Source organism: Streptomyces sp. NPDC098101, assembly GCF_044760185.1.
Lineage (GTDB): Bacteria > Actinomycetota > Actinomycetes > Streptomycetales > Streptomycetaceae > Streptomyces.
In genome coordinates, this window is the sequence record NZ_JBIWAS010000007.1 from 213,076 (window position 1) to 232,563 (window position 19,488).

The window sequence follows — 19,488 nt, forward strand, 5'->3', positions numbered from 1 at the left end:
TTCGCGGGAGGCCATAGGCCAATTGGCCCGGTGTGTCGCACGATCTGGCTGATATCACTGAACTTTTTTGTGATTGTTCAGATCGATTGACTGCCAACTCCCGATTGAATTCGAACACTTATTTCATTCTCGCCTGACGCCAGCGCCGCAACAGCCCTTCCGGGACCTCTTCCGCCGTGAGCGCGAACACCAGATGGTCCCGCCACGCCCCGTCGATGTGCAGATAGCGCGGCCGCAGCCCCTCCTCCCGGAAGCCCAGCTTCTCCACGACCCGGCGCGAAGGGCCGTTCTCCGGGCGGATGCACACCTCCACCCGGTGCAGGCCGACCGTGCGGAAGCAGTGGTCGACGGCGAGCGCGACCGCCGTCGGCATCACCCCGCGCCCGGCCACCGCGCTGTCCACCCAGTACCCCACGTGCCCCGAGCACATCGAGCCCCAGGTGATCCCGGCCACCGTCAACTGGCCGACCAGCCGACCCCGGTACTCGATCACGAACGGCAGCATCCGGCCCGCGTTCGCCTCCGACCGCAGGTGGCGCACCATCTGACGGTAGGTCGGGCGCTGGGCGGCCGGGCCGCCCGGGGGCGGCGGCGGGACCGTCGCCTCCCACGGCCGCAGCCACTCGCGGTTGCGCCGGTTCACCTCGCGCCAGGCCGCGTGGTCCCGCATCCTTATCGGCCGCAGGACGACGTCGCCGTCGACCAGGACCGCGGGCCAGGACGGGATCACGACGGTCTCGGATGGTCGCCGCCGCGGATCTGGTCGACGGCGTGCCTCAGGAGCGGCTCCAGGACGGCCAGGCCGTCGCGCACCCCGCCGGTCGAGCCGGGCAGGTTCACGATCAGGGTGCGGCCCGCGACCCCGGCGAGGCCCCGGGAGAGCACCGCCGTCGGCACCTTCTCCCGGCCGTACGCGCGGATGGCCTCCGGGATGCCCGGGATCTCCCGCTCCAGGACCCGGCGGGTCGCCTCGGGGGTCAGGTCGGTGGGCGAGATGCCCGTGCCGCCGGTGGTCACGACCAGGTCGTACCCGGCGTCCACGGCCGCCCGCAGCGCCGCCTCGACGGGGTCGCCGTCCGGGACGACCTGCGGCCCCTCGACCGCGAACCGCAGCGCGGTCAGGGCCTCGGCGATCAGCGGGCCGCCCTTGTCCTCGTACACCCCGGCCGCCGCCCGGTTGGAGGCGGTGACGACCAGGGCCGCGTAGGCGTCCGCCGGGGCCTCCCCCGGCGCGGCCGCCCCGGCGGGCTCCGGGTGCCCGTGCGTCCCCGCCACCCCGTCGGCGCGCGTCACGACTCGCCCCGCGCCCAGCGGCCGGACTTGCCGCCCGTCTTCTCCTCCACCCGCACGTCGGAGATGACCGCGCCCTTGTCGACCGCCTTGACCATGTCGACGACCGTCAGGGCCGCCACCGAAACCGCCGTCAGGGCCTCCATCTCGACGCCCGTGCGGTCCGTGGTCTTCACGGTCGCCAGGATCTCGACCGCGTCGTCCGCGACCGACAGGTCGAGCGTCACGCCCGAGACGGCGAGCGGGTGGCAGAGCGGGATGAGGTCGGGCGTCCTCTTCGCGCCCATGATCCCGGCGATCCGCGCGGTCGCGAGCGCGTCGCCCTTCGGGACGCCCTCGCCGCGCAGCAGCTCGATCACGCGCGGCGAGACGAGGACCCGTCCGCTGGCACGCGCCGTGCGGGCCGTGACGTCCTTCGCGGAGACGTCGACCATGCGGGCCGCCCCCGCCTCGTCGATGTGGGTGAGACCTTGCTGCGTGCTCATGGCCGTGACACTCCCGGTCGCTGGGTGGGACGAGACACCGTACCCCCACCCTGGCCCCCTCAGCCGAGGAGGACCACTTCCAGCTCGGCGCCCGGAGCCACGGCCTCCGTCTCCTCCGGGACCACGATCAGGCAGTCCGCGTGCGCGAGGGCCGCGACCAGGTGGGACCCGGCACCGCCCACGGGGGTGACGGCGCCGGTCTCCCGGTCGTACACCCCGCGCAGGAACTGGCGGCGGCCCGCCGGGGACCTCAGCGGTCCGTCCGCGTCCAGGACCGCCCGCACCCGGGGCCGGTGCAGGTCCTCGACGCCCATCAGGGCGCGGATCGCGGGGCGGACGAACAGCTCGAAGGAGACGTACGAGGAGACCGGGTTGCCCGGGAGGGCGAGCAGCGGGATCCGGTCGGCGCCGATCGCGCCGAAGCCCTGCGGCTTGCCCGGCTGCATGGCCAGCTTGCGGAAGTCGACCTCGCCGTCGGCGGTCAGCGCCTCCTTGACCACGTCGTACGCGCCGACGCTCACCCCGCCCGTGGTGACGATCAGGTCCGCGCGGATGAGCTGGTCCTCGATGGCGGAGCGCAGCGACTCCGCGTCGTCGGCGACGGCCCCCACCCGGTAGGCCAGGGCTCCGGCGTCCCGGGCGGCGGCGGCGAGCGCGAAGCTGTTGGAGTCGTGGATCTGCCCCGGACCCAGCGGCTCGCCCGGCTGGACCAGCTCGCTGCCGGTGGAGAGGACGACGACCCGGGGGCGGGGCCGCACCCGGACCGTGCCGCGCCCGATCGCGGCGAGGAGCCCGATCTGCGGCGGCCCGAGGACGGTGCCGGCGGCGAGGGCGAGCTCTCCGGCGCGGACGTCGCTGCCCTGCGCGCGCACATGGGCGCGGGCCTCGGCGGCGCGATGCACCCGGACCTCGCCAGCCGCGCCCTCGGGGGCGGCGCTCGCGGCGCTCATGCCGGTGGCCGCGCCCCCGCCCGTACCGCCGTCGGTCCACTCGACGGGGACGACGGCCTCGGCGCCGGGCGGCAGCGGGGCGCCGGTCATGATCCGGGCGGCCTGGCCGGGGCCGACCTCGGGCAGGCCGTCCGCGCCGGCCGCGACGTCGCCGATCACCGTGAGGACGGCGGGGAACTCCTCGGTGGCCCCGGCGACGTCGGCGACCCGAACCGCGTACCCGTCCATGGAGCTGTTGTCGAAGGGGGGCAGCGCGACCGGCACCGTCACGTCCTCGACGAGGACGCAGCCCTGGGCGTCGAGGAGCTGCAGCTCGATGGGTTCGAGCGGGGACACGGACGCGAGGACGTCGGCCAAGTGCTCGTCGACCGTCCACAGGTCGCGGGCCGGACCCGCGCAGGGGTCGGGCGCGTCCTTCTCCCGGTCCTCGTCGTGGTCGTCGTGGGACGGCGACGGTGCCGTGCTGCTGCTCAAGGCCTACATCTCCTCGCTGACATATCTCCGGAGCCAGGCCCGGAAGTCCGGTCCCAGATCTTCACGTTCGCACGCGAGTCTGACAATGGCACGCAGATAGTCCCCGCGGTCACCGGTGTCATAGCGGCGCCCCTTGAACACGACGCCGTGCACCGGCCCGCCGATCTTCTCGTCCGAGGCGAGCTTCTGCAGGGCGTCGGTCAGCTGGATCTCGCCGCCGCGGCCCGGCTCGGTCTCCCGCAGCGTGCCGAAGACGGCCGGGTCCAGGACATAGCGGCCGATGATCGCGTAATTGCTGGGCGCCTCGCCCGGTCCGGGCTTCTCGACCAGGTCCGTCACCTTGACGACGTCCGCGTCCACGGTGGCCTCGACCGCCGCGCAGCCGTACTGGTGGATCTGCGAGGGCTCGACCTCCATGAGGGCGATCACGCTGCCGCCCTCGCGCTCCTGGACCTCCACCATCCGCGCGAGCAGCGGGTCCCGCGGGTCGATCAGGTCGTCGCCGAGGAGCACCGCGAAGGGCTGGTCGCCGACGTGCGGGGCCGCGCACAGGACGGCGTGGCCGAGGCCGCGCGGGGCGCCCTGGCGGACGTAGTGCATGGTGGCGAGGTCGCTGGGCTCCTGGACCTTGGAGAGGCGCTCCGCGTCGCCCTTCCGGCTCAGGGCCTCCTCCAGCTCGTAGTTCCGGTCGAAGTGGTCCTCCAGGGGACGCTTGTTCCGTCCGGTGATCATCAGCACGTCGGAGAGGCCGGCCGCGACGGCCTCCTCGACGACGTACTGGATGGCCGGCTTGTCGACGACCGGCAGCATCTCCTTCGGCGTCGCCTTGGTCGCCGGGAGGAAGCGGGTGCCGAGGCCGGCGGCCGGGATGACAGCCTTGCTGATCCGGCCGAGCCTGGGGAGCGACTGATTCATGCGGTGCACCCTAACGGTTCGGAATGAGAGAAAGATGTGGCTCCGATTAACTTCCTCCACATAAAGGCAGTTAGAGGAGCTTCGCGCATTCACGGAGGACCGCCATGACATCGGAAATGTCCGAAAAGAGCTTGCTGCGCAGTCGACTTCTGGGCGCCCGCGCCGCGCTGACCCCCGAATTCCTCGCGGAGTCGGCCGGTTCCTTCGCCCGCCAGGGGGTGGAACTGGCCGAGCTGGCCGGGGCGTCCACCGTCGCCGCGTACGTCTCCGTGGGCCGCGAGCCGGGCACGCGCGCGCTGCTCGACGCGCTCCACGCGCGCGGGGTGCGGGTCCTGCTCCCGGTGCTGCTCCCCGACAACGACCTGGACTGGGCCGCGTACGAGGGTCCGGACCGGCTCGCGCGGGCGGGCCGGGGGCTCCTCGAACCGGTCGGGCCCCGGCTCGGCCCGGAGGCCGTGTGCGCGGCGGACGCCGTGCTGCTCCCGGGGCTCGCGGTGGACGCGCGCGGGATGCGGCTCGGGCGGGGCGGCGGCTCGTACGACCGGGTCCTCGCCCGGCTCGTGCGGGACGGGCGGGATCCCGCCCTGGTGGTTCTCCTCTACGCGGACGAGGTGGTCGGGCGGGTCCCGGAGGAACCGCACGACCACCCCGTCCACGCGGTGGTGACCCCGGAGGCGGTGATCCGCTTCCGGGCCGCCCCCGCGGCTACGGCTTGAGGACCAGCGTGTCCTTCGTCGCCGCGTCGACCGCCGCCCTGCCGTACGCCCAGTCGTAGAGCTCGCCCTTCGCCCACGCGTCCGTCTGGTCGGTGTAGTGCGTGTGGAAGGCGTGGCCGGAGGCTCCGGTGAGGTTGATCCACCGGGACTTGTCCCAGTCGCCGACGTTGACGACCATCCGCATCGACGGGACCCAGATGACCTCGTAGCCGCCGGCCGCGTTCCAGCCGGTGGCGTCGACGGCCGCCTCGCCGCCGCCCAGGTTCCACGGGCCGCGGTTGAGGAGCCGCTGCACGACGCCGGGTCCGGCGGTGCCGAGGGTCTGGTTCTTCAGGGTCAGCTGGTGCAGCCGGCCCCAGCTCCAGGTGGAGACGTCCTTGCCGAGCTTGGCGGTCAGCTCCCAGCGCGCGTCCTTCATGGCGCGGGCGAGCAGCTGGTCACGGGTCTCGGTGGCCTGGTCGGTGCGGCTGCCCGGAGTGGTCCACCACTCGCTCTTCTCCTGCTTGAGGAGCGGGCGGACGACCTCGTACCAGCGGTCGCCGCCGTCCGGCTGCGCCGAGTCGGGGTCGCGCTGGCCGCACTCGCGGACGAGCTTGTTCTGCTCGTCGACCGGGCCGGTGGCGTCGGCCGGGCGCACGTTGATGCAGTCGCCCTCGGCGCGCACCTCCTTGGGCAGCTTGTTGCCGAAGGAGAGCTTGAGGACGTTGCGCCAGACCGCGTTGAAGTAGGCGGCGGCGGCCGAGTCGGGCTCCTGGGTGTAGTCCCAGCCCTCCAGCAGCTTCTGCGCCTCGCGGACGTGCGGGTCGGCGATGTCGATCTTGAGCAGGAGCGGGTTGAGCAGGGTCGCGATCTCGCTGCGGTTGTCCGTCTGCATGGTCCGCATGTCGTCCGGCGAGATCTTCCCGCCGTCCTTGGTCTTCGACTCGATGAGGTCGTTGATCCGCTGGCTGCGCGAGCCGTAGCCCCAGTCCTTGGTGAGCAGGTCGGGGTAGTTCTTCGGGTCGATCACGGCCTGGTTGGCGGTGACGATGTAGCCGCGCTCCGGGTTGTACTCGTAGGGCAGCTTCTCGAAGGGGATGTAGCCCTTCCACCGGTACTTCGAGTCCCAGCCGGGCGCGGGGAGGGTGCCGTCGCCGGTGGCGCGCTGCGGGATCTTGCCCGGCGACTGGTAGCCGATGTTGCCCTCGGTGTCGGCGTAGATCAGGTTCTGCGAGGGGACCTCGAAGTTCCTGGCGGCGGTCCGGAAGCTGTCGAAGTCCTTGGCGCGGTCGATGGCGAAGATCGCGTCCATCGACTTCCCGGGCTGGAGGGCGGTCCACTGGAGGGAGACGCCGTAGCCGGTGCCGCGGTCGGGGGCGGCGTTGCCGACGGGGGCCTTCTGGCCGACCGTCTCCAGTTCGGAGGAGCGGTCGGAGACCAGCGGGCCGTGCTCGGTGGAGCGGACGGTGATCTTGCGGTCGGCGCCGCCGGCGACCTTGATGGTCTCCTCGCGGACGGTGAAGGGCTTGACCTTGCCGTCGACGAGGTAGCCGTCGGGGCCGATCTTCTCCAGGTAGAGGTCGGTGACGTCGGCGCCGAGGTTGGTGAGGCCCCAGGCGATCTTGTCGTTGTGTCCGATGATCACACCGGGCATACCGGAGAAGGTGTAGCCGGAGACGTCGTAGCGGCAGGTCGCCGAGACCGAGCGGCAGTGCAGGCCCATCTGGTACCAGAGGGACGGCAGCTGCGGCGCGAGGTGCGGGTCGTTGGCGAGCAGCGGCTTGCCGGAGGTCGTGTAGTCGCCGGAGACGACCCAGGAGTTCGAGCCGATGCCGTTGCCGTTGGGGCCGAGCAGGGCCGGGACGCCGTCGAGGACCTCGGAGAGGGCGGCGAGCTGGGACGCCATCCCCTGCGAGGAGTCGCCGGAGCCGGTCGGGTTGGTGCCCGGGGTCTCGCCCGTACCCAGGTCCTCGCCCTCGGGACCGAACTTCCCGGTGGACTCGTCGACCTTCCCGCCGTCCACGATCGGCTGGTGGAGCGCGTACGGGTACTCCGGGTAGAGCTGCTTGATCTGCGCCGGGGTCAGCCGGCTGGTGAGCAGCGAGCGGTCGATCTCGTCCTGCATGTTGCCGCGCAGGTCCCAGGCCATGGCCTTGAGCCAGGCCACCGAGTCGACCGGGGTCCACGGCTCGATCGCGTAGTCGTTGGTGAGGGCCAGGGCCGCGTACTCCACGGAGACGTCCCCGGGCTCGCGGTCCTTCAGATAGGCGTTGACGCCCTCCGCGTACGCCTGGAGGTACTTCTTCGTCTCCGCCGACAGGACCTTGTCGTACTCCTCCTGCGCGACCCGGCGCCAGCCGAGGGTGCGCAGGAAGGAGTCCGTCTCGACCTGGCCCTCGCCGAACATCTCGGAGAGCCGGCCCGCGGTCACGTGGCGGCGGACGTCCATCTCGTAGAACCGGTCCTGCGCCTGGACGTAGCCCTGCGCGCGGAAGAGGTCCGTCTCGTTGTCGGCGTAGATCTGCGGGACCCCCAGGGCGTCCCGCTTCACCTCCACCTGGCCGGAGAGGCTGTCGAGGCGGATCTCGCCGGTCGTCTGCGGGAACGAGCCCCGGACGGTGCTGACACCCCAGTACCCGCCGGCCCCGACGCCCGCGACCAGCACGAGGACCAGGAGGACGAGGAGCAGGCGGGCACGCCGCCCTTTCTTCTTGGCGGGGGGCGCGGACGTGTTGGAGGGCATCGCTGTCCTTCGAGGGGCAGGGTGGTCCTGGAGTACGGGAGCCACCTTAGGCGCAGCGTCCGGACGGCTCGGACGCGGTGTCAGGAAGAGAACCGTACTGGTGAGCGGGTGAGCCACCGGGAAGGCGTCAAGAAAACGTTAAAGATTAGGTAAGGTAACGAAGTGTCGCCCGCTGGAGGAACGATCCAGCCGCATATGAGGGGAAGGATCGGCCACTGACTGTCCACCAGCTCAACGAACTCCTGCTCGTCAGCTCGCTCGTGCTGCTGATCGCCGTGGCGGCCGTGCGGATCTCCTCCCGGAGCGGCCTCCCCAGCCTCCTGCTGTACCTGGGGATCGGCGTCGCCATCGGGCAGGACGGCATCGGCAACATCGCCTTCGACAACGCCGAGCTCACGCAGGTCATCGGCTACGCGGCCCTCGTCGTGATCCTCGCCGAGGGCGGCCTCGGCACGAAGTGGAAGGAGGTCAAGCCGGCCCTTCCGGCCGCCGTCGTCCTCTCCACCGTCGGCGTCGCCGTCAGCGTCGGCGTCACCGCCGCCGCCGCCCACTACCTCGTCGGCCTGGACTGGCGGCAGGCGCTGATCATCGGTGCCGTCGTCTCCTCCACCGACGCCGCCGCGGTCTTCTCCGTGCTGCGCAAGGTGCCCCTGCCCTCCCGGGTCACCGGCGCCCTGGAGGCCGAGTCCGGCTTCAACGACGCCCCCGTCGTCATCCTCGTCGTCGCCTTCTCCACCGCCGGACCGATCGAGCACTGGTACGTGCTCCTCGGCGAGATCGCCCTGGAACTCGCCATCGGCGCGGCCATCGGCATCGCGGTCGGCTTCCTCGGCGCCTACGGGCTGCGGCACGTCGCCCTGCCCGCCTCCGGCCTCTACCCGATCGCCGTCATGGCCATCGCCGTCGCCGCGTACGCCGCCGGCGCCATGGCCCACGGCTCCGGCTTCCTCGCCGTCTACCTGGCCTCGATGATCCTCGGCAACGCCAAGCTGCCGCACGCGCCCGCGAACCGCGGCTTCGCCGAGGGACTCGGCTGGATCGCGCAGATCGGCATGTTCGTCCTGCTCGGCCTGCTGGTCACCCCGCACGACCTGATCAACGACTTCTGGCCCGCCGTCGTCATCGGCCTGGTCCTGACGGTGGTCGCGCGGCCCCTGGAGGTCCTGGTCAGCCTGCTGCCGTTCCGCATCCCCTGGCAGGAGCAGGCCCTCATGTCCTGGGCCGGCCTGCGCGGAGCCGTCCCCATCATCCTCGCCACCATCCCCATGGTGGCGAAGGTCGAGGGCAGCGAGCGGATCTTCAACATCGTCTTCGTGCTCGTCGTCGTCTACACCCTCATCCAGGGCCCGACGCTGCCCTGGCTGGCGAAGGCTCTCAAGCTCGGCGCCTCCTCGGACGCCTCCGACCTCGGCGTCGAGTCCGCGCCCCTGGAGCGACTGCGCGGCCACCTGCTCTCCGTCGCCATCCCGGAGGGCTCCCGGATGCACGGCGTGGAGGTCGCCGAACTGCGCCTCCCGGCCGGAGCGGCGGTCACCCTCGTCGTACGGGAGGAGAAGAGCTTCGTACCGGCGCCCGCGACCATCCTGCGGCACGGCGACGAACTCCTGGTCGTCGCCACCGACCCGGTGCGGGACGCCACGGAACGGCGCCTGCGGGCGGTCGGCCAGGGCGGCAAGCTCGCCGGCTGGCTCGGCACGGGCGGCGGCTCGACGGCCCTCGGCCCGCCGCCGGGGACGGAGACGCGCTTCCACCGGGCCGGACAGCGGGACGCACAGCGGCAGAAGAAGCCGACCGGCTGAGACGTAGCCCACACGAGCCCCGTGATCGCAGGAATCGATTCGGGAGAGGGAGCGTTTCCCAGGCGGGAGGACGCTCCCTCCCTGTACCATGAAGGCACACCTGATCGAACCAACTCTGCCTGACGCAGAGCTGGCGCGACCGTATGGCGGCCGTGGCGCCCCTCCGCAGTGGGGCCGGCCCGGTATCTACCGCAGTTCCGCGCATGAGGACAGCTCTCGGCGACACCCGCACCACCGTGCACGGGGCGCGCTACCAGGCGGCGGAAAGGCAAGGACCGTGGCGTCCACGGTCAACACGGGCACGGTCGACGCGGAGAAGATCCACGCGGACGAGCGGCCCGGCACGGACGGGCGGCCCGGTTACGGGCAGCTGCTGCGCACCCCCGGTGCGCTGTCCTTCCTGCTCCCCGGCTTCGCCGCCCGGCAGCCCTTCGCGATGCTGACCATCGGCATCGTCCTGCTCGTCCAGCACACCACCGGCTCCTTCGGCAGCGCCGGGGCGGTCGCCGCCGTCACCGGCGTCTCCATGGCGCTCTTCGCGCCGCAGAGCGGCAAGCTCGCCGACCGCTTCGGCCAGCGCGCCGTCCTGGTCCCCGGCGTCCTCGTCCACACCGCCTCCGTCTCGCTGCTCGTGGTCCTCGCCCTGGCCGGCGCCCCGCTCTGGGCGCTGTTCCTGGCGGCCGTGCCCGCCGGCGCCTCCGTGCCGCAGGTCGGACCGATGGTCCGGGCCCGCTGGGCGGCCAAGCTGGACGGCACCCCGCTGATGCCGACGGCCGCGGCCTTCGAGTCCGTCACGGACGAGTTCACCTTCGTCGTCGGCCCCGTCCTCGCGACCGCCCTGTGCACCGGCGTCCACCCGGCCGCCGGTCTGATCGCCGAGGCCGGCCTCACCCTCGTGGGCGGTCTGTTCTTCGCCGCGCAGCGCGCCACCCAGCCCGCGCACGGCCTGGCCGCGTCCCACGCCTCCGGGCCGCACCGCTCGGCGCTCTCCGTGCCCGGCGTCCGCGTCCTGATCGTCGCCTTCCTCGGCATCGGCTCCGTCTTCGGCGGAATGCAGGTCTCCCTCACCGCCTTCAGCGAGGAGATCGGCAACCCCGGCGCCAACGGCCTGCTGTACGGGGTCTTCGCCGCCGGCAACATGCTCGCGGGCATCGCCATGGGCGCCGTCGCCTGGAAGATCGGCCCCCGCCGCCGCCTGCTCCTGGGCTACGCGGGCCTCACCGTCGCCGCGTCCCTGCTCTGGTCCGTGCACTCGGTGCTGCTCCTCGGCGCCCTGGGCCTGGTCGTGGGCCTGTGCATCGCCCCCGCCCTGATCACCGGTTACACCATCGTCGAGACCCTGATCCCGGCCTCGGCCCGCACGGAGGCCTTCACCTGGCTCACCGGCGCCGTCGCGCTGGGCCAGGCGGCGGCCGTCACGGTCGCCGGACGCCTCGCCGACGCGCACGGCGCGAGCACCGGATTCCTGGTGCCGATGGCGGGCACGGCGCTGGCCCTGACCACGCTGGTGCTGCTGCGGTCGCGGCTGAAGCCGCGCGAGGCGGGCCGGGTCGCGGCGCGTGGTATCGGTCACCGCGTGCCGGTGGCGGTGGACTGAGGCCCCGGAATACGTCACTATGGATCGTCGTTAGCACTCGATGAGTGTGAGTGCCAGGAGGAAGTCAAGTGCCGACCTACCAGTACCAGTGCACCGAGTGCGGCGAAGGCCTCGAGGCGGTGCAGAAGTTCACCGATGACGCGCTGACCGAGTGCCCCAGCTGCAAGGGCCGCCTGAAGAAGGTGTTCTCGGCCGTCGGCATCGTCTTCAAGGGATCCGGCTTCTACCGGAACGACAGCCGCGGCTCGTCGTCCAGCAGCTCGCCCGCCTCGTCGTCGAAGTCCTCGACGTCGACGGCCGCGTCGGGCTCGTCGAACTCGTCGTCGGACGCCAAGCCCGCCGCTTCGACCGCGTCGTCGTCCTCTTCCTCCTCCTCGGCGTCCTCGTCGAGCACCGGAAGCTCGGCCGCCTGATCCGTTCTTCCCCGAGGGCCCCGTCACATGCGACGGGGCCCTCGGGCGTACCCGGAGTTCCCTCGGGGGAGTGAGGGAGTTCTCCACAGGCGCCGGGTGGTCCCCAGGCCGGAGCGGGACGGGGACGGGGCGGGGAAAGTGGGAGCCGCTTTCCCATCCTTTCCTCTGCCCGGACAGGCGGTGTCCCGTGACGACCACGAGCAGCTCCCCCTTCCCCTCCCTCACCCCCTCCTCCCTCTCCCCTTCCTCCTCCCCCGTCTCCGTGCCGGCGCCGTGCGCGGTGCCGCCCTTCGAGCCGGTACGGGTACGGGGCGCCCGGCTCCGGCTGCGCAGGGCGCTGCGCCGGAGGCGGCGGGTGCCGGTGGTGCTCCTGGCCCTGATGGCGGCGGCGCTGGCGGTGGCGGGGTCGGGCGCTTGGCCGGGCTCCGGACCGGGCCCCGGACCGAGTGCCTGGCCGGGCTCCGGATCGGCCGTCGGGTCGGGCTCCGGTGGCGGGCCGGGTCCCGGGAGCGCGAAGGCGGCCGCCGTCCGCGCACGCCCCGCGGCGGTCGTTCCCCTGGTGTCCGCTCCGGTGCGGATCGCCGACGCCGCGACCGTGCGGCTGCTGCGGCCCGGGGACCGGGTCGACGTGATCGCCGCGCCCCACGCGCCGCCGGGCGGGGAGGGCGGGGCCCGGGTGGTCGCGTCGGGGGCCAGGGTCGCCGAGGTTCCCCGGACGGACGGGGACCCCTCGGACGCGGGGGCGCTCGTCGTCCTCTCCGTGCCCCGGGCGACGGCCGCGACGCTGGCGGGCGCCGGTGTCACGTCCCGGCTGGCGGTGACGGTGTGCTGATTCGCACGGACAGCCTGTCGAGTAACCGTCCCGTGTGTACGGATTGGACGCCCGTGCGGCGGGCACGGCGTAATGGCACGGCACGCAGCACGAGTGACACAGACGAAAGGCACCTCGGTGGCGAAGAAGGAAACCGTGCTGGGAGGCTTCAAGGCCTTCCTGATGCGCGGCAATGTGATCGACCTGGCGGTGGCGGTCGTCATCGGCGCCGCGTTCACGAACATCGTGAACTCGGTGGTCAAGGGCATCATCAACCCGGTCGTGGGCGCCTTCGGCACGAAGGACCTGGAGAGCTACTCGTCCTGCATCAAGGACACCTGCGAGGTGGTCGACGGCGAGGTGCAGGGCATCGAGCTCCAGTGGGGCCTGGTGCTCAGCGCGGTGCTGAGCTTCCTGATCACCGCGGCCGTCGTCTACTTCCTGATGGTCCTGCCGATGGCGAAGATCCTCGCGAAGCGCGCCGCGCACGACAAGGCGAAGGAAGGCGTCCAGGAGACGATGGAGGTCAGCGAGCTGGAGGTGCTCAAGGAGATCCGCGACCACCTGGTCGCCCAGCGCGGCCCCTCGGCGGGGACGGCTCCCGGTTCGGGTCCCGGCTCCGCTCCCGGTTCGGGTTCCGGTGGCGGCACGGGGGCACACCCCACCTCCTGACCGGCGTCGTCCGCCGGGTTCAGAGGTGGTGCGGCGGCTTCTCGTCGAGGAAGCGCGCGAGGTCGGCGGCGCTGTCGCCACCGGTAGGAGGCCGCTCGCCCCACCCGCGGTCCGTGTCGTCCGCGGACTGGCGGTCCAGCGGATCGTCGAAGACGATGGCCGGCCGGGGCCTGCCCTCGGGGCGGGAAGGCGTGCCGGGTCGCTCCGTGTCTCGCGGGCCGTGGGCGGGGGCGGTGCTCATCCCTTCAGGGTACGCCCGCCGCCCCGCTCCGCGCCTGCCGGTCGTCCCGTACCCGGTCGTTCCGGGGGCTTTCGTTCCGGGGGCCTCCGTTCAGCGGGCTTCCGCTCAGCGGTCCTTCGGGTCGAGCAGCCAGAGGCCGAGCACCACGAGGAACGACAGGGCGAGGAAGCCCGCCCCCCACCAGGCGGTGCCGGTGTCGCCCGACATCCACTCGTCCACCACGATCGTCAGGCCCCAGAGCTGGCCGACGACGACCGAGAGCGCCAGGGCGAGACGGGCGTTCAGCTTCGAGGAGCGCTCGGGCTCCTGCTCCGCACCGGCTCCCGGCCCCGGCCCGGTGTGCCGGATCCGGGGATCGCCGTAGCCGCTGGTGGGCCGGATCTGCGGATAGCGCTCGTGCAGGGGCCGGTTCAGGCGCGGCTGCGCACTGCCCGGGGTGTACGCGGGGGGCCGGGGCGGCTCCGTGGGCCCCGGGGCCTCCGGGTCGCGGGGGAAGGCGTTCTCGCTCATGTCCGCTCGCTCCTCTCCGCCGCGCCCGCGCCCGTACCCGCCTTCTCCGGCACCGGGCTCGTCCCCGCGCCCGCGCCTTCGGCGGAGGCTCCGGGGCAGCCCAGGCGGGCGGCGAGGTCCGGGCGGTCCGGGCCGAGTTCGCGGCAGAGGCCGTCGCGGGCGCTCTCGCCCGAGCGGGCGGTGCCGACCGCCCAGACGCTGCCGTCGGCCTCCTCCACGAGGAGCACCTTCGGCAGTCCCCGGGGCGGCGGGCCGGCGGTGACCTCTCCCGTACGGGCGTTGAAGACGCCCTCGTGGCAGGGGCAGTACAGCTCGCCCTCGCTCCCCCGGTCCTTGCGCCAGAGGACGGCGCAGGCGAGGTGGGTGCAGACGGCGGAGTAGCCGGCGAGGGTGCCGTCCTCCAGGCGGACGGCGACCGCGCGGTCGTCGGCGCCGGGGTAGCGGAAGGCGAGGGAGTCGCCGGGCAGGATGCGGTCGGCGATCCGCTTCGGCTCGGGGGCGCCTTCGCCGTCGCCGTGCCGGTGCAGGATGCCGGAGGCGACGCCGATCCCGCCGACGGCGAGGCCACCGGAGACGGTGGCGACGATCCGCAGATAGTCGCGGCGGGTGGTGAGGGAGTCGGCGGCGATCCGGTCGTGGAGCGCGTCCTGGGCCGCGTCGGTGCGGGGGTCCGGCGCGGGCGGCTGGGGATCGGTGACGCTCAACGGACGTCCTTTCCGTTGATCTCCACGACGGGGAGCCCGCCGGGCACCGGCCACTGGACCTTGTCGGCGGGGACGACCATCGCGACCCCGGTGGAGACGGTGGTGGTGCCGAAGGTGAAGGAGTCGGCGACCTGGACGCCGGGGCGCTCTGCCCGCAGCTCCTCGACGGTGCCGTAGAAGAGGGCGCCGGTGGGGCAGACGGTGGCGCACATGGGGGCGAGGCCGTAGGCGGTGCGGTCGTAGCAGAGGTTGCACTTCATCTGGAGCTTGGCCTGGAGGTCGATCTTGGGCACGCCGAAGGGGCAGGCGTTGACGCAGTTGGCGCAGCCGATGCAGCGGGTGGTGTCGGCCTGCTGCACGACGCCGTCGGGGGTGACGAGGATGGCGTCGGCGGGGCAGACCTCGGCGCAGGGGGCGACGGGGTCCTCGCAGTGCATACAGACGGTGGGGAGGGAGGCGACGGAGTGGCCCTCGTCGGGGTAGTCGAGGTGGATCATCGACTTGCCGCGGTGGGAGTCGCATTCGCGGCAGGCGGAGACGCAGGCCTGGCAGCCGATGCAGCGGCCGGGGTCGATGAAGATCGTGCGGCCCATCATGTGCGGGTCAGCTCCTCTCGGCGGTGCCCCGGCCCTGGGGGGAGGTGGGGGGCAGCGGGTCGGTGCGGGAGACCTGGGCCTCGGGGTAGGCCGGGCGGCCGGGGGGCGTGGGCGGGGCGGGGACCTCGTCGATGCGTTCGGCGGCCTCGACGCGGGCGGCGCACACCTTGTACTCGGGGATCTTGGAGCGCGGGTCGAGGGCGTCGATGGTGAGGGCGTTGGCCGCGGTGGGGACGGGCCAGTGGTAGGGCACGAAGACGGTGTCGGGGCGGATGGCGTCGGTGACGAGGGCGGGGAAGACCTCGCTGCCGCGGCGGGTGACGACGCGGACGGGGTCGCCGTTGCGGAAGCCGTGGGAGGGGTGGACCTCGACCCAGGGGCGGGGGGTCTGTTCGACGAGTCCGGCGAGGCGGCGGGTCTGGTTGCCGGAGAGGAAGTGGGCGACGGTCCGGCCGGTGGTGAGCGAGAGGGGGAACTCCTCGCTGTACGGGTCCATGGGCGGGTGCCATTCGACGACCTGGAGGTGGATCCTGCCGTCGGGGTGGTAGGTGCGGCCGTCCTCGAAGAGCCGGGGGGTGCCGGGGTGGTCGGTGGTGGGGCAGGGCCAGGCGATGCCGCCGGTCTCCTCCAGGCGCTCGTAGGTGATGCCGTAGTAGTCGTTGACGGTCCCGGCGGAGGCGACGCGGAGCTCCTCGAAGACGGAGCGGGAGTCGGTGAAGTCGAACTTGTCCCCGGCGCCGAGGCGGCGGGCGAGTTCGCACATGACCCAGGTGTCGGTGCGGACGCCGGCGGGGGGTTCCTGGGCCTTGTTGTGCTTGACGACGCGGGCCTCGGCGTTGGCCATGACGCCGTCGTCCTCGGCCCAGACGGTGACGGGGAAGACGACGTGGGCGTTGGCGGCGGTCTCGGAGAGGAAGAAGTCGAACTGGGCGTGGAACTGGAGGGTGTCGTAGCCGTTCTTGACGGTGGCGTAGTTCGGGAGGGAGACGAAGGGGTTGTTGCAGATGCCGATGAGGCCGCGGATCTCCTCGCGCTGCATCTGCCAGACCATCTCCATCATGGAGGTTCCGGCGGGCGGGAGTTCGGTCTCGTCGATGCCCCAGATCTCGCAGATCTGGCGGCGGTGCTCGGGGTTGGTGATGGAGCGGCCGCCGGGCAGGAGGTCGGACTTCTGGCCGTGTTCGCGGCCGCCCTGGCCGTTGCCCTGGCCGGTGATGGTGCCGTATCCGGCGCCGGGCTTGCCGATGTTGCCGGTGGCGACGCAGAGGTTGATGACGGTGAGGCAGTTCTCGACGCCCTGGGAGTGGTGTTCGATGCCCCGGGCGTGCCAGGCCATGGCCCGTCCGGCGCCGGCGAACATCCGGGCGACCTGGACGATCTGCTCCTCGGGGACGCCGCAGATCCGTGCGGAGCGGGACGGCGGGTACTCGGCGACGGTCCGTCTGACCTCGTCCCAGCCGGTGGTGTGGGCGGCGAGGTAGGCCTCGTCGGTGAGGCCCTCGGCGACGACGACGTTCAGGACGGCGTTGAAGAAGGCGGAGTCGGTGCCGGGCTTGAGGGCGACGTGGATGTCGGCGGTGCGGGCGATCGCGGTTTCGCGGGGGTCGATCACGATCAGGGTGGCGCCCCGGTCGCGGGCTCCCCACACGTACTGGGTCATGACGGGGAAGCACTCGCCGACGTTGGATCCGGCGATGAGGAGGCAGTCGGTGAGGAGGATGTCGGAGAAGGGGTTGCCGGCGCGGTCGATGCCGAAGGCGAGCTTGTTGGCCCCGGCGGCGGAGACCATGCAGAGGCGTCCGTTGTAGTCGACGTGCTTGGTCCTGAGGGCGACCCGGGCGAACTTGCCGACGAGGTAGGTCTTCTCGGAGAAGAGGCTGGCGCCGCCGAGGAGGCCGAAGGCGTCGTTGCCGTACTCGGCCTGGATGCGGCGGATCTCGGCGACGGTGCGGTCGAGCGCCTCCTCCCAGCCGACCTCGCGGAACTCCTGGTCGCGGTTGTCGCGCATGAGCGGGGCGGTGAGCCGGTCGGGGTGGTTGACCTGCTGGTAGGCGTTGATGCCCTTGGGGCAGAGCCGCATCCGGTTGATGTCGTGGTTGCGGGGTTCGACGCCGAAGACCTTGCCGTGGTGGTCGACGCGCAGGTACATGCCGCACTGGACGCCGCAGAAGCAGCAGTGGGTGGGGACGAGGGTCTCCTCGTTCTGGTCGGCGTGCCAGCGGTCGGCGGGGATGCCCCCGGCGTCGCGGAAGTTGCGGGAGCCGGGCGGGGCGAGGGAGGGGTCGAGCGACAGCGGCCGCCCGGGGACGGTCCCGGGGACGGCCGCGGGGTCGGTGGCGCTCACTTGAAGCCCTTCTTCACGTGGTCGAGGTAGGCGGTGCCGCGCAGGACGCGCTTGCAGCGGGGGCAGTACTCGGCCCAGCCCTCGAAGCCGAGGTCGAGGTCGCGCATGGTGCCCTGGAGGTTCTCCACGTACGGCGCGGTGTCGATGGGCTGGTGGCAGCGGCGGCAGGTGAAGACCTCGCCCTCCTCGTCCTTGCGGCGGGAGGTGTACTTGAAGAGCTGCATCCCGACGGCGGCGGGCCGCTGGACGATGTGGAAGAACTTCCCGAAGGGGATGTAGATCAGGGTGAAGACGACGGACACCATGTGGAGGATGGCGAGGAACTCGTAGCCGCCGCCGTGCAGGAAGATCGACGAGAAGGTCAGCAGCAGCCCGGTCACGGAGATGACGATCAGGGCGAGCAGGGGCACCAGGTCGTAGGCGAAGCGCTGGCCGGTGATGGCGCCCCGGTCCTTCATGCGGCGCCAGAGGAAGTAGCCGGCGCCGGGGATGACGAGGACGGCGGCGATGTCGAGGCCGTGGAACATGAGCCAGCCGAGGACGCTGAGGGAGTCGAAGCCGAGGACCTTGAAGCCCCAGATCCGCATCTCGTAGCCGGGTCCGGCGCCGGTGGAGGAGGTGAAGGTGAACCAGCCCCAGGTGAGCGGGAAGGTGATCGCGGCGGCGAGCAGGCAGCCCCAGAAGATGAGCTGGTGGGCGGCCCAGCGGGCGTGGGAGCGGGCGCCGAGGAACTTCTGGAAGCCGAGATAGGTGGCGATCATCCTGGGCAGCGCGGTGGGCGCCTTGCGGAAGTTCGCGACGGAGAAGAAGGAGCCCCAGCCCTTGCGGAAGAGGCGGCGGGCGCCGGGGGCGGAGATCCAGACGGTGTAGCGGTAGGCGACGCCGAAGGCGAGGAAGACGGTGGCGACGGCGTAGGGCAGGAGGGCCGAGTCGAAGTCGCGGAGCAGGCGGCTGCCGAGGACGATCGCGACGATCAGCAGGGCGGAGACGACCGCGCCGACCAGGGAGGCGCGGCGCCGCACGGCGCCGGGGCTCTGCGGCGGGGGCTCCGCCGCGGCCGGGTCGGTGGCGCCGGGGGCGGGGGCGGGCCCGCCCGGCGGAGGGGTCGGCTCGGCGGTCTGCGGTGGCTCGGTCACGCGGCCACGTTAAGGCTGAATAGCCCCTTTCGCCCCTTTTTGCGGGGTGGCGTGGTGCGGACGTCGCTCGGACGGCGTTCAGACGGCGTTCAGGCCGTGGGAGCGGAAGACCTCGCGGACCCCGGCGAGCTGATCGGGGGTCGGGGACGGGGTGTCGCGCAGGGTGAACGGCATGGCGAGTGCCCGCCACTTCGCTTCGCCCAGCTTGTGGAAGGGAAGGACGTCCACGCGGGAGACGTTGCCGAGACCCCCGGCGAAGGCGGCGACTCCCTCCACGTTGGCGGGGTCGTCGGTGAGGCCCGGGACGAGGACGAAGCGGACGTGGACCTCCCGGCCGAGGTCGGCGAGGCGCCGGGCGAAGTCCAGGGTGGGCCCCAGCGGGCGTCCGGTGACCTTCCGGTACGTGGCGGGGTCCCAGGACTTGATGTCGAGGAGCACCAGGTCGGTGTCGCGCAGCAGGGCGTCGGTGGCACGGGCGCCGAGGAAGCCCGAGGTGTCGAGGGCCGTGTGGAGGCCGAGCTCGTGCTTCAGGCGGTGCAGCAGCTCGCCCGTGAAGACCGGCTGGAGGAGGGGCTCGCCGCCGGAGACGGTGGCGCCGCCGCCGGAGGCGGAGATGAAGCGGACGTACTTGGCGGCCTCGGCGATCACGTCGTCGGCGGAGGTGCGCCGGCCGGACCGCATCCGCCAGGTGTCGGGGTTGTGGCAGTAGAGACAGGTGAGGGGGCAGCCGGAGAGGAAGGCGACGAAGCGGGTACCGGGCCCGTCGACCCCGGTGGACAGGTCCCAGGAGTGCAGCGCCCCCTCGGCGGGCCGCCGGGTCACCACGGCGGCGGGGGTGGCGGCGGAGGGACGGGGACCGACCGGGGCGGTGGCTGGAGCGGGGGACGTGCAGGAGGCGGTCCCGGCCGCGGCTGGAGCGGGGGACGTGCAGGGGGCGGTCCGGGCGGTGGCCGGAGCGAGGGGCGTGCAGGAGGCGGTCCCGGCTGCGGCCGGCGGTGGGGCGAGGCTGGGCATGGGGGGCCTCTTTCGGTTGCGGTCGGGTCGGGGCGCCCCGGGGCCGGGGTGGGGTCCGGCCGGCCCCGGGACGCGGTCGGGGGTCGGGCGGTCACGGGG

Annotated in this window: 19 protein-coding genes; 6 read left to right on the forward strand and 13 right to left on the reverse strand. The window is 72.5% G+C overall.

The window, feature by feature from the left end; all coding sequences use genetic code 11:
* Window positions 1-118: 118 nt before the first annotated feature.
* The 5 genes from ACIQVI_RS28520 to galU are packed head-to-tail and all read right to left on the reverse strand — an operon-like array spanning window position 119 to window position 4,114.
* The gene (locus tag ACIQVI_RS28520; RefSeq protein WP_351968983.1) at window positions 119-730 is read right to left on the reverse strand and encodes a GNAT family protein; all 612 of its coding nucleotides are present in this window, start codon (window positions 728-730) and stop codon (window positions 119-121) included.
* Window positions 727-1,293 carry a MogA/MoaB family molybdenum cofactor biosynthesis protein gene (locus ACIQVI_RS28525; protein ID WP_351968982.1) on the reverse strand — a complete coding sequence of 189 codons (567 nt, stop codon included), beginning with the start codon at window positions 1,291-1,293 and terminating at the stop codon, window positions 727-729. The genes ACIQVI_RS28520 and ACIQVI_RS28525 overlap by 4 nt, the downstream gene beginning before the upstream one ends.
* The gene (moaC, locus tag ACIQVI_RS28530) at window positions 1,290-1,775 is read right to left on the reverse strand and encodes a cyclic pyranopterin monophosphate synthase MoaC (RefSeq protein WP_030216918.1); all 486 of its coding nucleotides are present in this window, start codon (window positions 1,773-1,775) and stop codon (window positions 1,290-1,292) included. Before moaC ends, ACIQVI_RS28525 begins: the two co-directional genes overlap by 4 nt.
* Before the next feature lie 59 nt (window positions 1,776-1,834).
* Complete coding sequence (glp, locus tag ACIQVI_RS28535; RefSeq protein ID WP_403600939.1) at window positions 1,835-3,199, reverse strand: gephyrin-like molybdotransferase Glp; 1,365 nt, start codon at window positions 3,197-3,199, stop codon at window positions 1,835-1,837.
* A gap of 3 nt (window positions 3,200-3,202) precedes the next feature.
* Window positions 3,203-4,114, reverse strand: a complete 912-nt coding sequence (galU, locus tag ACIQVI_RS28540) for a UTP--glucose-1-phosphate uridylyltransferase GalU (protein ID WP_161373231.1) — start codon at window positions 4,112-4,114, stop codon at window positions 3,203-3,205.
* Window positions 4,115-4,218: 104 nt separating this feature from the next.
* Here galU and ACIQVI_RS28545 point away from each other — a divergent pair, with 104 nt between their 5' ends.
* Entirely contained in the window at window positions 4,219-4,830 is a 612-nt protein-coding gene (locus ACIQVI_RS28545) for a 5-formyltetrahydrofolate cyclo-ligase (protein ID WP_351968981.1), read from the forward strand.
* Here the strand turns inward: ACIQVI_RS28545 and ACIQVI_RS28550 are convergent.
* Window positions 4,820-7,552, reverse strand: a complete 2,733-nt coding sequence (locus ACIQVI_RS28550; protein WP_403600944.1) for a penicillin acylase family protein — start codon at window positions 7,550-7,552, stop codon at window positions 4,820-4,822. The two genes, ACIQVI_RS28545 and ACIQVI_RS28550, sit on opposite strands and share 11 nt — an antisense overlap.
* Window positions 7,553-7,812: 260 nt before the next feature.
* Between ACIQVI_RS28550 and ACIQVI_RS28555 the strand changes: the two genes are divergently transcribed.
* The 5 genes from ACIQVI_RS28555 (at window position 7,813) to mscL (ending at window position 12,844) form a co-directional block, all read left to right on the forward strand.
* The gene (locus ACIQVI_RS28555) at window positions 7,813-9,351 is read left to right on the forward strand and encodes a potassium/proton antiporter (protein ID WP_403600947.1); all 1,539 of its coding nucleotides are present in this window, start codon (window positions 7,813-7,815) and stop codon (window positions 9,349-9,351) included.
* Window positions 9,352-9,670: 319 nt separating this feature from the next.
* Entirely contained in the window at window positions 9,671-10,948 is a 1,278-nt protein-coding gene (locus tag ACIQVI_RS28560) for an MFS transporter (RefSeq protein WP_351969027.1), read from the forward strand.
* A gap of 68 nt (window positions 10,949-11,016) precedes the next feature.
* Complete coding sequence (locus ACIQVI_RS28565; RefSeq protein WP_351968978.1) at window positions 11,017-11,361, forward strand: FmdB family zinc ribbon protein; 345 nt, start codon at window positions 11,017-11,019, stop codon at window positions 11,359-11,361.
* A gap of 187 nt (window positions 11,362-11,548) precedes the next feature.
* On the forward strand, window positions 11,549-12,193 hold the full coding sequence (locus tag ACIQVI_RS28570; RefSeq protein ID WP_403600950.1) for a hypothetical protein: 645 nt from the start codon (window positions 11,549-11,551) through the stop codon (window positions 12,191-12,193).
* Between the two features lie 72 nt (window positions 12,194-12,265).
* Window positions 12,266-12,844, forward strand: coding sequence for a large conductance mechanosensitive channel protein MscL (gene mscL / locus ACIQVI_RS28575; protein ID WP_403600953.1), 579 nt, complete (start codon window positions 12,266-12,268; stop codon window positions 12,842-12,844).
* 19 nt (window positions 12,845-12,863) lie between these two features.
* On the opposite strand, the gene ACIQVI_RS28580 is transcribed toward mscL, so the two are convergent.
* The 7 genes from ACIQVI_RS28580 to pflA form a co-directional block, all read right to left on the reverse strand.
* The gene (locus ACIQVI_RS28580; protein ID WP_161373225.1) at window positions 12,864-13,085 is read right to left on the reverse strand and encodes a hypothetical protein; all 222 of its coding nucleotides are present in this window, start codon (window positions 13,083-13,085) and stop codon (window positions 12,864-12,866) included.
* A gap of 105 nt (window positions 13,086-13,190) precedes the next feature.
* Entirely contained in the window at window positions 13,191-13,595 is a 405-nt protein-coding gene (locus ACIQVI_RS28585; RefSeq protein WP_403600956.1) for a hypothetical protein, read from the reverse strand.
* On the reverse strand, window positions 13,592-14,299 hold the full coding sequence (locus ACIQVI_RS28590) for a Rieske (2Fe-2S) protein (RefSeq protein ID WP_403600959.1): 708 nt from the start codon (window positions 14,297-14,299) through the stop codon (window positions 13,592-13,594). The genes ACIQVI_RS28585 and ACIQVI_RS28590 overlap by 4 nt, the downstream gene beginning before the upstream one ends.
* On the reverse strand, window positions 14,296-14,895 hold the full coding sequence (locus ACIQVI_RS28595) for a 4Fe-4S dicluster domain-containing protein (protein WP_121832765.1): 600 nt from the start codon (window positions 14,893-14,895) through the stop codon (window positions 14,296-14,298). Before ACIQVI_RS28595 ends, ACIQVI_RS28590 begins: the two co-directional genes overlap by 4 nt.
* A 7-nt stretch (window positions 14,896-14,902) precedes the next feature.
* On the reverse strand, window positions 14,903-17,239 hold the full coding sequence (locus tag ACIQVI_RS28600) for a molybdopterin oxidoreductase family protein (RefSeq protein ID WP_403600962.1): 2,337 nt from the start codon (window positions 17,237-17,239) through the stop codon (window positions 14,903-14,905).
* Complete coding sequence (locus ACIQVI_RS28605; RefSeq protein ID WP_403600965.1) at window positions 17,236-18,375, reverse strand: MFS transporter; 1,140 nt, start codon at window positions 18,373-18,375, stop codon at window positions 17,236-17,238. Before ACIQVI_RS28605 ends, ACIQVI_RS28600 begins: the two co-directional genes overlap by 4 nt.
* Before the next feature lie 78 nt (window positions 18,376-18,453).
* Window positions 18,454-19,389, reverse strand: coding sequence for a pyruvate formate-lyase-activating protein (pflA, locus tag ACIQVI_RS28610; RefSeq protein WP_403600968.1), 936 nt, complete (start codon window positions 19,387-19,389; stop codon window positions 18,454-18,456).
* Window positions 19,390-19,488 lie beyond the last annotated feature (99 nt).

What these genes read in the sequence shown, in the direction of transcription:
- moaC (WP_030216918.1), bottom strand. Translation starts at nt 1,775, where the DNA reads ATGAGCACGCAGCAAGGTCTCACCCACATCGACGAGGCGGGGGCGGCC.
- galU (WP_161373231.1), bottom strand. Translation starts at nt 4,114, where the DNA reads ATGAATCAGTCGCTCCCCAGGCTCGGCCGGATCAGCAAGGCTGTCATC.
- ACIQVI_RS28545 (WP_351968981.1), top strand. Translation starts at nt 4,219, where the DNA reads ATGACATCGGAAATGTCCGAAAAGAGCTTGCTGCGCAGTCGACTTCTG.
- ACIQVI_RS28550 (WP_403600944.1), bottom strand. Translation starts at nt 7,552, where the DNA reads ATGCCCTCCAACACGTCCGCGCCCCCCGCCAAGAAGAAAGGGCGGCGT.
- mscL (WP_403600953.1), top strand. Translation starts at nt 12,266, where the DNA reads ATGGCACGGCACGCAGCACGAGTGACACAGACGAAAGGCACCTCGGTG.
- ACIQVI_RS28580 (WP_161373225.1), bottom strand. Translation starts at nt 13,085, where the DNA reads ATGAGCACCGCCCCCGCCCACGGCCCGCGAGACACGGAGCGACCCGGC.
- ACIQVI_RS28585 (WP_403600956.1), bottom strand. Translation starts at nt 13,595, where the DNA reads ATGAGCGAGAACGCCTTCCCCCGCGACCCGGAGGCCCCGGGGCCCACG.
- ACIQVI_RS28595 (WP_121832765.1), bottom strand. Translation starts at nt 14,895, where the DNA reads ATGATGGGCCGCACGATCTTCATCGACCCCGGCCGCTGCATCGGCTGC.
- pflA (WP_403600968.1), bottom strand. Translation starts at nt 19,389, where the DNA reads ATGCCCAGCCTCGCCCCACCGCCGGCCGCAGCCGGGACCGCCTCCTGC.